At 41.6% G+C, this 12,997-nt stretch carries 10 protein-coding genes; 4 read left to right on the top strand and 6 right to left on the bottom strand.

Annotated features, from left to right (window positions below):
* Nucleotides 1–123: 123 nt before the first annotated feature.
* A complete protein-coding gene (locus E5672_RS10535; RefSeq protein ID WP_136782158.1) occupies nt 124–741 on the top strand; it encodes a TcpQ domain-containing protein in 618 nt (205 codons plus the stop codon).
* A gap of 182 nt (nt 742–923) precedes the next feature.
* On the opposite strand, the gene glnE is transcribed toward E5672_RS10535, so the two are convergent.
* Nucleotides 924–3,911 carry a bifunctional [glutamate--ammonia ligase]-adenylyl-L-tyrosine phosphorylase/[glutamate--ammonia-ligase] adenylyltransferase gene (gene glnE / locus E5672_RS10540; RefSeq protein WP_136782159.1) on the bottom strand — a complete coding sequence of 996 codons (2,988 nt, stop codon included), beginning with the start codon at nt 3,909–3,911 and terminating at the stop codon, nt 924–926.
* Between the two features lie 268 nt (nt 3,912–4,179).
* Here glnE and E5672_RS10545 point away from each other — a divergent pair, with 268 nt between their 5' ends.
* Nucleotides 4,180–5,085 (top strand): DUF350 domain-containing protein, encoded by a 906-nt coding sequence (locus E5672_RS10545; RefSeq protein ID WP_136782160.1) that lies wholly within the window; start codon nt 4,180–4,182, stop codon nt 5,083–5,085.
* 93 nt (nt 5,086–5,178) lie between these two features.
* Here the strand turns inward: E5672_RS10545 and E5672_RS10550 are convergent, their stop codons facing one another.
* Nucleotides 5,179–5,526 (bottom strand): GIY-YIG nuclease family protein, encoded by a 348-nt coding sequence (locus tag E5672_RS10550; RefSeq protein WP_136782161.1) that lies wholly within the window; start codon nt 5,524–5,526, stop codon nt 5,179–5,181.
* A gap of 31 nt (nt 5,527–5,557) precedes the next feature.
* Between E5672_RS10550 and hldE the strand changes: the two genes are divergently transcribed.
* Both hldE and E5672_RS10560 read left to right on the top strand, forming a co-directional pair.
* Complete coding sequence (hldE, locus tag E5672_RS10555; protein WP_136782162.1) at nt 5,558–6,988, top strand: bifunctional D-glycero-beta-D-manno-heptose-7-phosphate kinase/D-glycero-beta-D-manno-heptose 1-phosphate adenylyltransferase HldE; 1,431 nt, start codon at nt 5,558–5,560, stop codon at nt 6,986–6,988.
* A gap of 156 nt (nt 6,989–7,144) precedes the next feature.
* Nucleotides 7,145–8,209 (top strand): XrtA/PEP-CTERM system-associated ATPase, encoded by a 1,065-nt coding sequence (locus tag E5672_RS10560; RefSeq protein ID WP_136782163.1) that lies wholly within the window; start codon nt 7,145–7,147, stop codon nt 8,207–8,209.
* 14 nt (nt 8,210–8,223) lie between these two features.
* Here E5672_RS10560 and E5672_RS10565 read toward each other — a convergent pair whose 3' ends face one another.
* Genes E5672_RS10565 through E5672_RS10580 form a run of 4 tightly spaced genes read right to left on the bottom strand, consistent with a single transcriptional unit; the run spans nt 8,224 to nt 12,981 of the window.
* Nucleotides 8,224–9,879 (bottom strand): porin family protein, encoded by a 1,656-nt coding sequence (locus E5672_RS10565; protein WP_136782164.1) that lies wholly within the window; start codon nt 9,877–9,879, stop codon nt 8,224–8,226.
* A complete protein-coding gene (locus tag E5672_RS10570; protein ID WP_136782165.1) occupies nt 9,860–10,786 on the bottom strand; it encodes an XrtA-associated tyrosine autokinase in 927 nt (308 codons plus the stop codon). The genes E5672_RS10565 and E5672_RS10570 overlap by 20 nt, the downstream gene beginning before the upstream one ends.
* Entirely contained in the window at nt 10,786–12,330 is a 1,545-nt protein-coding gene (locus tag E5672_RS10575; protein ID WP_136782166.1) for an XrtA system polysaccharide chain length determinant, read from the bottom strand. The genes E5672_RS10570 and E5672_RS10575 overlap by 1 nt, the downstream gene beginning before the upstream one ends.
* A gap of 15 nt (nt 12,331–12,345) precedes the next feature.
* Nucleotides 12,346–12,981, bottom strand: a complete 636-nt coding sequence (locus tag E5672_RS10580; RefSeq protein WP_420809571.1) for an XrtA/PEP-CTERM system exopolysaccharide export protein — start codon at nt 12,979–12,981, stop codon at nt 12,346–12,348.
* Nucleotides 12,982–12,997 lie beyond the last annotated feature (16 nt).

The raw sequence follows: 12,997 nt of genomic DNA on the forward strand, positions 1-12,997 counted from the left end.
TCAATAAAATAGATATATAGGATAATAGGTTAAACTCTAGCAGTTAGACTAAAATACGGATATTCGTATAGATTTAGCAAAACGCTTAAATCTAGTTCTTGCGCAACGGCAGATTGGTAGGTTATGGGAAAAACGAGCTATTCAAGTTCTTCATTTTGGGCAAAACAAATTGGTATTGCGGTGGCACTTGTTATTGCAGCAGGCGTACTGATTTATATGCTACAGACACACGAACAATCACCTACACCTGCGTCACAAAAAGAAGAGAAATCTGTTTCCAAGGGCCTCAGCGAGTTTTACCGTGACTTTCGAATGTCTTCAACTGACCCGTTAGAAGATGAGCAGGGCGACTTCGTGCTCGATATTGCCGGTGTCGATCCTAATTTGGACAGTAAGTTAGCAAAAATGTCTAGTCAAACCCGTCCTGTGGAAAAGAATTGGACTGGCGAACACAAATATCGCACTTTTAAAGAAGGTAACACGCTTCGCGAGGCTATTTCACAATATGCTCAAGCGGAAGGTATGCAGTTAATTTGGAACTTGGAACAAGACTTTGTTATTAAACATCAGTTTCAACTAGATAATACGGTTGCAGGCTCTTTAGCAAAAATTGCAAGCGCTATAGACAGCAGTTTTGAGGGTGAAGTAAAAGCGTATTTATGTGCAGAGCAGCGTTCACTCGTTGTTACAGCAGAAGAAACGGATTTTCTTAAAAATAATTGCCGACTTGTTCGTGGGTAATAGCTTGCTTACAAGGCCCACTTTTCAATAAGTGACGTTAAAAAAATTCAAAGGCTTCATGGTAATCAGACTAACTTACATTTGTTAAAGTTAGTCTTCTGATGCCATCGATAACCTTTTTTGTTTCAGTACCAACACCTGCACATCTTGGTCATATTTATAATATGATCAGGTTACCTAGTTCATTGCCTACATTTTCCAAACAGCATGTCCCAATGTCTTGTCACTTGCTCGCGAATGATATCTAATTCTTCACTTTGGTCTGCATATTTAGTGTCAGCAAGGGTTAGGTGATGGTATTGCTCTCGAAGCCGCAGGTACGCTTTTTGAAGCTTTTGCGCCGTTGTAGTGTCAATAATATTCGCCTTGGTAGCGACATCGAAAATTCGTAGATTGTCTGGATACTCAGTCATTCCTTGCACAGCGTTTGCGTGGGCTAATACAAGGTATTGCGCCATGAACTCAATGTCAGTAATTCCACCTTCACATTGTTTTAAATCCACTTTTTCATTATTTTTAGTTAGCAGATGCTCACGCATTTTAATACGCATTTTGCAAACGTCTTGTGACAGTGTATCCAGCTCTCTCGATAGGCTGAGAATTGAATGTCTTACCTGAGTAAAATCATCTAAAAGCGATACGTCTCCGCAGATGGCTCTTGCTCTCACAAGCGCCTGATGTTCCCAAGTCCAAGCTTCTTCTAGTTGATATTTCTCAAAGCCGTTAATGTGACAGCACAATAAGCCAGCATTTCCAGAAGGGCGCAGGCGAAGGTCTGTTTCATAAAGTTGACCAAACAGCGTTTTCGTATTCAGCAGGTGCATAATTCGCTGAGCGAGCTTGATATAAAATTGTTGTGCCTCAATAGATTTTTTGCCATCGGTACTGCTTGAACGGGGCGCATTGTGTAAAAACACTAAGTCTAAGTCCGAACCATACCCTAGCTCATAACCACCTAGTTTGCCGTAGCCTATTATGGCAAAACCCTTGTCATCACCTTCAAGATGCGAAGGGACACCGAAACGTTCCCGCATTTGCATCCATGCAGCATGTAATGCGTGTTCTAAAATAACTTCTGCTAATACGGTAAGTTTATCGCTTACGTTATTGATAGGAAGAGACTCACTGATGTCGCTGGCAGCGATGCGAAGTTGTTGACAGAGCTTGAACTGCCTAAGCCCATCCATCAACATTTCTACGTCATCTTGTTCTATACGTAGCATGGTCTCGCGCAGTTCGGTCTGGTATTCCAGCTTGCTGGTATGAATATCGGTATTTTGCTGCCCTAAATATAACGGGGTAAGGAGTTCATCCAGAAGTAGCGGGAACCGCTTAATTTCTTGAGCAATCCAGTCACTTCTTTCGCATAGTTTTACTAACTGTTTAAGCACATCGGGGTTTTCTAACAACAAATCGAGATACGTTGTACGGCCGGTAATGGCTTCAATGACGCCGAGTAACCGGCTTAATACCTGTGCCGTGTGATTAGGATGCTGGTTAATCAGGACATACAGAATTTCAGGTAACAATTTATTAAGCGTGTCTTCACCTTTTTGACCTATTCGGTAGTTTCTCTGCTTTTCTTTAAACCCAGCCAGAATTGAGAATACGTCGTTAATGTCTTTGGATGAAAGGTGATCGTTAAACGCTTCAGCAAATTCATCGTCTTGCAATGAAAGGCGCCATGCGTCCTGACAAGCAATAAACAGCTGATCTTCCTCAGAATGCGTGTCATGTGACTCTTCCACTAGTTCGTTAAAGTGACCGTGAATGCGCGCCATGGTAGCGTCTAGCTGATTTAAGAATTCGCTGTACGTATCAAAACCCATAACATCAACAAGCGCTGTCTGCTGCCAAAGCTCATCAGGCAAGGTCTGTGTTTGGCAGTCTTGGCTTTGTTGCAAGGTGTGCTCTACTTTCCGCAAAAATAGATAGTCTTGTTTAAGCTGTTGTGTGACTTCGCTTTCGACAATGTCCAAATCACTCAATGCATCTAAAGTGCGTAGTAATGACTTACTTTGCAGGGCAGGCTCACGGCCACCGTGGATAAGCTGAAAGCTCTGGGCAAAGAATTCTACCTCTCGAATACCGCCCGCACCCAACTTGATATTGTTACTCAATCGTCGCCTGCGAATTTCGGTAGCAATAAGCTTTTTCATATTGCGCAGCGCATCAAGTGTGGTGAAATCTAAATAACGCCTAAACGTAAAAGGCTGTAGAATGCTGTTGAGCCATTTTACATTATCTGATTTGTCATTATTGATAACTCGAGCTTTGACCATGGCAAAGCGTTCCCAGTGCCGGCCTTGATCTTGATAATAGTCCTCGAGGGCAGCAAAATGCATAACCAACGGGCCAGAGTCACCAAAAGGACGTAATCGCATGTCTACGCGATATACTTGCCCATCATTAGTAATTTTGTTCAGCGCTTGAATAAGCTTTTGGGCCAGCTTGGTAAAAAACTGCTGATGCTCTAACGCTTTTTTGCCGCCGCTAGTTTCTCCTTTTTCTGGGTAAGCGAATATCAAGTCAATGTCTGAGGAAAAGTTGAGTTCTCGCCCGCCTAGTTTACCCATGCCAAGAATATACATGTGCATATCCTTATTATTGCTTTTTGGTGTGCCGTAGCGAAGAGCTAGGTGCCGGTAAACCCAGTAATAAGCATTGGTTATAAGGGCGTCTGCCAAAGCTGAAACTTGTTCAAGAGATGTTTCAATAACCTGTTTATTAAGCACGTCTAAAAATGTAATGCGTGCCATTTCTTGGTTTCGATATTCACGAAGCACCTTCAATAACTCGTCTTCGCTTTCTACCATTCTAAGTTTTGTGTCTAGTTCAGCACTAAAAGAAAGCGCGCCCGAAGCCTTTTCTTTTTTCTCGTCGTTGGCTTCTTGCTCTTGTTCTATTTGAGCGGTTTCTGGTTGGTTGTGAGCTAAATGGGGAGACATTGAATCGTTGGCTATCCCAACAACTCTAGAGATAAACGCAGGCTTTTTTATGAGCGTTTCTGCTAAGAACGCTGAGCGAGCAAAAGCGGTTAAAAGGGCGTCGCGATGCGTTTCAGCAATGCCTTTGTCGCTTTTTGTTAAAGCAGGTGAATCTAATAACTGATGCCAGAATTTTTCGGCTTGCTCTAGGTTTGTCATGCAATTTTCGTTGTCTATTGGCATAATGCTCGCGTCTTAAAGATAACACTTATATTAAATTAACGAATACGCCAGCGTTATTCGATGATATTCAATATCAGCTTTCTACTGAATTACATTGTATCGATAACAAAGGCTGGCGCTTATTAAAAATTAATCTGAACAAGTTCGCCGCAATCTTTGTGTCCACTTTATAAGTGGATGCTGTTTTCTCTGCAGACACTACTGCAATAATATTGATTTAAAAGGATAATCGGCAAAGACCTTCGTATGTTCAAGGAGCAAAGATAACGTGGAAGCCTTACTAAAACTAGTACCCCTAACGCAGGAACTATTAATTTATCTTGCCATGGATGTGGTAATAGCGTTAGTGCTACTGATGATTATGAAATGGCTGACGGGCGCATTTAGAAAATATTCAGTAACCGAAGAGCTTGGTGTAAAAGATAACTTTGCTTTTGGGATAAGCATTGCCGGTGGCATGTTGTCGCTGTGTATCGTGTTGAGCTCAGTGGTTGGCCGGCATATAGGCGTAGGCTACCAAGAGGCCGCAATTGGAATGGTTACTTTTGGCATTGTAGGTATTATCTTGGTGAAGTTTGGGCGCTTTGCTCACGATAAACTGGTGTTAAATAAAGTAGATACTCACGCCATGATTGCCGAACGAAGCGTAAGTGTTGCACTTGTCGATGCCGCAAGCCTGGTAGCAAGTGCCATAGTGCTTCGCAATATTATGATTTGGGTTGATGGCAGTGACATGAATGCGCTGATAGCAATAGTAACGGGTTTTAGCGTAGTGTTAACCATGCTGCTTGTTATGACGCGAATATTAGAATTTAGATATGCACGTGATAACCAAAACGATTCATTTCAAGGTGCACTTGAGAAGGGGCAGTTAGCGCTTGCTATCGAGCATAGTGGCAATTTGCTTGGAACAGCTATGATTGTTTCAGCAGCTAAGAACCTTCTTATTTACAATCCGTCGGGCTATGTGAGCAACGTGACAGGTTGGTTAATTGTGAGTGTGGGTTTGGCAATTGCCCTTCATTTATTGGTTTTGGCGAATAAAAAAATTATTCTCTTTGGCATGAATTTCCGTCAAGAAGTGGACCATCAGCATAACGTCGGTGTGGCGGCTTTAGGTTTTACCTTGAGTATCGGTAACGCCATGATTATTAATGGCGTTTTGGGTGGTTAGACTTTTCGGCTCTTATTTTAGAAATATATTAGATACTTAGTGTTGGACACCTTCAAGTGATAATGGTTTGGCAACAAGTTTGTTGCCACTCTCTCAGTATCCAAATACTGATTTAATGCACACTAGTTCATTGAGTTGCCCTATTCGAATAATTTCGTCTTTTTTAGGGCGACTCATTTGCTTTACTGCATATTCAAGTTTTGCTGCTTGTGCTTTGTCTTCAAGCTCAAAAACCGCTTTGACAGTTAATGGCGACTTACCTTTAAGTGCTTTTGCACCACCTTTTATTAACCCTTTATGCTGAGCAATACGCCTTTCGGGGTCGGTAGTGATGCCGGTATAAATGTGCCCGAGTTTGTTCTCGACCATATAAAGATACCAAGGGGTATTTACGCTTCGTTGGTGGGTATTGCCTGTGTTGGCTGTTATACTCTGTGCCAATGTATTAAATATCTAATTAATTACTCTCAGCATGATATTACCAGATTTTAGTAAGGCAAAAGTGCTTATTGTTGGCGACCTAATGCTTGACCGCTATTGGAGCGGTGGTACAGGGCGTATATCTCCAGAAGCGCCCGTACCCGTTGTAAACGTTAACCATTCTGAAGATAGAGCCGGCGGCGCGGCCAATGTGGCAGTGAATGTTGCCACTTTAGGTGCAGAGGTAACTTTGCTTGGCATGTGTGGTAAAGACGAAAACGCCAAGATATTAAAAGAGCGATTAGAAACTCACGACATTCGCTGTGAGTTCTTCGAAGTTGATGGCTTCGATACTATTACAAAGCTTCGAGTAATGAGCAGAAATCAGCAGCTTCTGCGCTTAGATTTTGAAAAGAGTTTTGAGGAGGCAGACAAATCGGCATTGGAATTAGCTTTCGATAAGGCGCTAGACAATGCTGACGTAGTTATTCTAAGCGACTACGCAAAAGGTTGTTTAAGCAACCCACAGGCTCTTATAGAAAAAGCACGCAGCAAGAATAAGCGTGTGGTAGTCGATCCCAAGGGCAGTGATTTTGGTAAATACGCTGGCGCCACATTAGTTACACCTAATATGGATGAGCTTCGCGGTATTGTAGGTGAGATAAGTAGTGAACAAGTGCTGGTAGAAAAAGCGCTGTCATTAAAAGAATCACTGAATTTAAGTGCTCTTCTTGTTACGCGCTCAGAAGACGGCATGACATTGTTTGACGGCGACAACACTGAATTTCATTTGCCAGCAAAAGCGAAAGAGGTCTATGACGTAACCGGGGCGGGGGATACCGTGGTGTCAACTTTAGCGGTTGCCATGGCCTGTAATTTGCCACTTCAAGCTGCTTGTGTGCTTGCAAATCTAGCAGCCAGCGTTGTTGTAGGTAAACTGGGTACGTCTACGGTAACGAACACAGAGCTAGCACTAGCGTTAGGTGAGCAGTCGGTGCATTTAGATGGTGGCGTGATGAGTGAAGACCAGCTAGAAATTGCGCTTCAAGCAGCTAAAGCCCGCGGCGAGCGTATTGTCATGACCAACGGCTGTTTTGATATATTGCACTCTGGTCATGTAGCTTATCTTGAAGAGGCTGCACAGTTGGGAGACCGACTAATAGTAGCGGTGAATACCGATGCGTCAGTGACTAAATTGAAAGGTCCTGGGCGCCCAGTTAATAACGTCAGCCGGCGTATGGCCGTTCTGGCGGGCTTAAGCGCAGTTGATTGGGTTGTGCCTTTTGAAGAAGATACACCTCAACGAGTTATTGCCCGACTACTGCCTGATGTGCTCGTAAAAGGCGGCGATTACAAAATTGAAGAAATTGCAGGCGGAATTGAAGTTATGGCGAATGGAGGTGAAGTTAAAGTGCTTACCTTTGAAGATGGTGTATCTACTACAGGTATTATCGAACGCATTACTGAAAACAAACTGCGATAAGCCTTTAGTGGGAGCTATAAAGATAATACTTCGATAACGGCGCTTTGTTGGTTACCATATGGATTAAAAGCATAGGTAAAACACAACGCGCTGTTCAAAACTAACTTTACGCCTTGGTTTTGAACATACATTTCTAATGGAATAACGGTAAATAGCATGTACGAAAGTTACTATGGACTTAACTCGAAACCGTTTCAGTTAACCCCAGACCCTGAATTTTTCTTTGCAAGTAAATGGCACAAGCGCGCCATGTCTTACTTGCAGTATGGCCTTTCTCAAGCCGAGGGATTTATTGTTATTACTGGCGGAATTGGAACGGGAAAAACTACCGTAGCAAATAGCCTGCTTGAAGAAATTGAAGATGATATCGCGGCTGCGCAAATCGTTACGCCTAAACTTTCGCCAGACGAACTAGTAAAGATGGTCGCTTCTAAATTTGATATTCCTACGGAAGGACGTTCAAAAGCGGATATTTTAAAAGCCCTTGAAATTTTCTTGTACGACTTAAATAAAGCAGGCCGACGTGCGTTATTACTTGTAGATGAAGCACAAAATCTTCCGTTAGAAACCATCGAAGAGCTAAGAATGCTGAGTAACTTCCAGCTAAACGGCAAGCCCCTTATTCAAAGCTTTTTGCTTGGTCAAGAAGAGCTGCAGCCTATACTGCGTGCGCCGAATATGGAGCAGTTCAGGCAGCGTATTGTGGCGTCGTGCCATCTAGCACCACTTTCTTTAGAAGAGTGTAAAGAATATATAGAATACCGTTTACATCATGCCGGATGGAACGGCTCTGCACTGTTTAGTGACGAAGCGCTAGAGCGCATTCATATGTTCTCTCGTGGTATTCCTCGTAAAATTAATACCCTTATGGACAGGGTTATGCTTTATGGCTTTTTAGAAGAGCTAGATAGCTTTGACGCTGGTGCGGTAAACGAGGTTATTGAAGAAGTAAAAGCCGAGATGTTCGAACCAGATAAAACAGGCGCGGAAGTCACCGAACATATGGGGTTTGCTGACCACCCCGAAAGCCAAACCATCATGACGCCGAAAGGCAATGTTATTCGAGACACTAAGTACTACTTAGATATGCTTGCTGAGTTGGTTGATGCTTTGGATGACGCAATTTCACAGAAAGTGAAAATGACCCAGTACGTAGATAAGCTTATGAAGAAGAAGTTTAAGACTTACGTGCGGCTTAAGAGTGATGACAAGAAAGAGTGATGGTTTCGCAAACGTTAGTTGGAACGAAGAGTATTCTGCTGTGTACTTAAGTTACGGCTATTAGGGCTGTAATTGAGCGTAATCAAAAAGCGTCTTTCTTGATAATTTTCAAATTGACTTAATGAGTCTAAGTTCCGGTACTGGCTCTGAACACTTAATGTAAAATCTCTCTTTATCCTAAAGCTCATCCCTACCGTTCCAACATAAGTTTCCGAATCGCTTATTGAAGAGCTATCATACTCTGTTTTTATGTAAGATAGACTGGTATTGAAAGAGGTTCTTACACCAAGACGAGCAATGAGTGACGTCGAAAAGGAGTGTTGGAGTGAATCTGGAGTGTCGTCGAAATACAATGATTGGAGTCGTCGCCCCTGAAGAGAAACTGTCAATCGATTAAATTGGTAACCGGTATTAACAACCCAGTTCTTTCTCACCCGCTCACTGTCATTAATGTCATCTTGGAATGTTGATAAATCTGTAAATTGCTCACCAGGTTGTAATTCATAACTTAAAGAGTCGGGAACAAAACAATCATCAATTGTTAAATAGTTGTCTGGACAAACAAATACGCCTTCACCATTAGAGTCAAAAATTGATGAGTTGGAGGTAACTTCTTCTGAATATGTAGCTGTAGCTCTCAGCTTTCTGCTCGCGTAAATGAATGAAAATGATTCAGTGTCGCCATAAAAGGCCTGGTCTTTACTTCCAGAGAAGCTTGTCCTTGGGCTGAGTTGGACTCTAAAGTCTATCGAGTAAAAGCCACTATCATCGTTCTCAGAAAACGTGCTCTGTTCGCTCACGCTATTGTAGGCAATTCTTAGTAAATTATTTTGATTTTGATACAGAACCCCAGCATTGTAAGTTCTATAGGTATCGATACTTTCTACTCCATTTAAATCCTGTTTTGACTCGTTAAACCCCGCGACTAAAAAAAATCGGTCAGTAATAGCAAAATTAGTATTTGCAAATGAGTTACGCCTCATTGTGTCAAAACCGCTGTTTCGCTGAATTTCTCTGTAATTTGTTCCTAGGCTCCATCGAAAAAATGAGAACCTACTACCACTATCCAAGCTGAGATTCGAACGATAGCTTTTTGTGTCGAAAGCAGTTTCACTTGTACTACTTCTCTCACTTTCAAACAATGATGCCGATAAATTTGATGATAACGTTACCCAGGAGTTGCCAAGATTAGTGATTCGGAGGCCCCCTGTGTTATTTCTTGTTTTCGTTAAGTCGTCTGGGTTTGTGACTAGGTCATTAATTAACAAATTGCTAGAGTTTATGGAGTTGTATTGCTGAGAACCGTTGGTGTATAAAAAAATACTCTGGTCGTACAGTTCGTATTGAACGTTGTAACTACTCGTCAAGTAACTTTCAAATGAGTCATCGGAGGTATCTCTATAGATATTCCTATTATTTACCGTCACCGAAGCGGAAGCGTTATTACTTTGATAGGTTACTAATGCTCTTGGAGTTATTTCACCTGCAAAAAAGTTATCACGGCTATCAGTTACCCTTTCGACGTAATTTAATGTAGCTGAAACTGAAGGAGTGAATTCAAATTCGGCAGCATTTGTATTCATTGAAGCTACCGAAGTCATTACGCTAAGCTGAACTAAAGAAATGCCAAATCCTTTTCTTTCCATCTTGTTAGCTTCCATTGCTTCCATAGTAGTAGCCGTAATAGCCAGGCCCATTGTCTTGTCTCAGAGATTTATTAACGACAAATCCGATTGCCATTTCAGGATTCAAGTGAGATACAGAATTTTTTATATCATGAATCTTACTGCGGCCTTCCTCACAAACAACAATAGCCTGACCAGCCAAGTTTGCAAGGACTGAAGTTTCGTTAATTCCTAACAGTGGCGGTGTATCTATAATAACGATACGGTCTTTGTAACGTGTTGAAAATTCGTCAACTGTAGTCCGCATAACTTCGCTTGCGAGAAGTTCATTAGACAAATGGTGAGATTTACCAGCAGCGATAAGCTTAAGCTTAGGTATGTTTGTAGAGAGCATTACATCTGAAATGTTTTGCTTCTCCCCTAGAAGGTATTCAATCAGACCCTCTCTGTTTCGAGAGCCGAGCGTTTTCATAACATTGGGCCTCAATACGTCAGCATCAACAAGTAAAACTGTTTTATCTTGTTCTGATGCAATACTAAGAGCCAAGTTTACGGCAGTAAAAGTTTTTCCTTCACCTGGCTTAGAGCTTGTCACCATTACAACGTTGCTGCGGTCAAGTGTTTTTGATAATGGCCCAAATGCATTTGAAAGAATTTTGCGTTTTATTGCTCGATATTCTTCATTTATTAATCTTCGCTCAGCGCTATTATCCACCATTCCTTTTGCACTTAGTGAATCTAGATCTAGTCGAATTTCATCATTTGCACTGACAGCATTTACATCAGAGTAGTCATTTATACTTTCCGGTTTTTCATCTGAAATCTTAGCCTGAGCAGAGACACCAACCGATTGAGTCTCTTGACCAAAGCCTTCACTTACAGGTTCCTCTGATTGATTCTCGATAGCCTTTGTTTTTTTGTTTTTCGCCAATGCTTTTTCAATAGTACTCATCACATAAAACGCTCATATAAGTTTATATTCATCATTGACAATAGGACTAGGGCACCATATGTCGCAAGCAATATTGAAGATAAAGCAAGAAATATCAACAAGTGTTTTCTTTGTTTTTTGCGAACACTTGCAATTTCTAGATCGGCTACAGTTCCATAGATTGGAAGTGATACCAGTGCAGACAACTGCTCGGCCCTCATCAAGACCGGAGAAAATTGTGAAACAATAAATGCGAGACCTAAACCGCCAGCGAAGCCAATAACCAAAGTTACGGTGTAGAGCAGTACCCTGTTTGGACCTGAAGGTTGCCTAGGTAAAATTGGCGGAGATATAACTCGGAACTTTAGGTCATCGTCTGAAATGTCAGCTTTTTTCCCTAATTCGGCTGAATCTTGTCTTTGCAATAATTGTTCGTACTTACTTTTAATAATACCGTAATCTCTGTTTAGCGCCTTTTGCTCTAGTTCTAGTTGTGGTACGAAATCAATCTTCGCTTGCAATTCAGCTATTTGGGATTCGTAATCGCTTTCTCGTACTTGCAACAATGCTAGCTGACTTTCTAATTGCCCAATATCTATTGACAATGGGTTATCGGCGCTCATCGAAGAAGCATTTTCGATACTAGCAATATAGCTCTCTACTTCTTTTTCTCTCAGAGTTATTAATCTGTCGAGCAAATTGTTAGTTTCGATAACATCAGGGTGTTCGTCAGTAAAGCGAAGCTTCAATTCATCTAGCTTATTTTCCAGAGCTTCAATCCTTGAGTCGAAACGAGTTGGAATCATGGCCCCTTCGTTAGAACCTGCGCTTTGCATCAGCTTTACATTTTTTCTTAAGGAAGTGATTTGTTCCTTGATTTCAACCATTGTGCGTCTAGTGGTTGCTAGATTATTTTCGGCAGTTTTAAGCCTCGAGTAATAAGAGCCTGTCTCAGGTAATATGTCAGAATACTTTCGCTTAAAGTCTGCAACACGCATTTCTGCTTCAGTTAACCTTTGCTCATACTCATCAATTTGCTGCTGTAAAAATTGATACGCTGAGTCGGATTGAACGCGATTTTTACCTAGACTTCCTTCTATAAGGAGGTTTAGTGTCTCTTGGACAACATTTCTTGCAATATTAGGATCTTGGTTATTATAGGAAATATTATATATGTTACTTCTACCACCAGAACTGATCCTGATATCGCGTTCAAGCTCTCTGATCAACTGGTCAAAAGCCCCCGGACCAATTGCTTTTAAGTCTAAGTCCGTTTCTCTGGCAATTCGTTCTAGATTTTCCCTGCTTTTAAGCGTCTTCGCAATCAGGCTCACTTCTTGTGCTTGATTAGGATTTATTACCAACCCTCTAAGTAATGGAGCTAACATTGATCGTGTATCAACATGCACTCGAGCAGAGCTAGAGTATGTGTCTGGTAACGAAAGTACGTACAGGAAACCGAGAGGGCAAATTAGCCAACTAACGAAAAGTATATACCTTTTTTTTATCCATATGCCTTTTAGATAGTCAAGGATCTGGGCATATAACTGCTGTAAGTCGAACATCTACTTCCCTTTGTTCTAGAACCAAGCCTCGGGTACTATTAAAATATCTCCAGGGAGCATATCTACGTTTTTACTAATATCTCCATCTCGTATTAAATCATCAATAAACACTCTGTACACTTTTTGCTCCCCGTTCTCTATCCGTATCAATTGGGTGTTGTTTCCATCCGCAAACTCAGTGATTCCGCCGACAGAAATCATTAAGTCTAAAAGTGTCATGTTCTCTTTGTAGTTGACCGCTCTAGGGTTAGTGGCTTCACCAATAACCCTTACTTGTTCGCTAAACGGCCCAACGTAACCTCCAATCGTAACCGATACTCTAGGATTATTGATATAAACACTAAGTTGTTCCTCTAACTCTCTTGCAAGTTGAGTCGGCGTTCTGCCTGTGACCTCAATATCTTCGATTAATTTGGTAGTAATCATTCCGTCGGGTCTAACACTGAATGAACCAGATAATTCGGGATTTCGCCAAACAAAAATATTTACGGAGTCACCCGGCCCTATAAGATACTTGTAATCATCGATATCTGTTGTGTAGGATGGATGTATAGTTGCATTGGGAAGCACGTTATTGGATGAGCAACTCCACAGACAAAGTAATATGGAAATTACGCAAGTTAATCTAAAGCTTAACATCTGTACCTTCATTTCGAGCGATCCTTGT

Origin of the sequence: Alteromonas portus, from assembly GCF_005117025.1 — a bacterium.
GTDB classification, from domain to species: domain Bacteria; phylum Pseudomonadota; class Gammaproteobacteria; order Enterobacterales; family Alteromonadaceae; genus Alteromonas; species Alteromonas portus.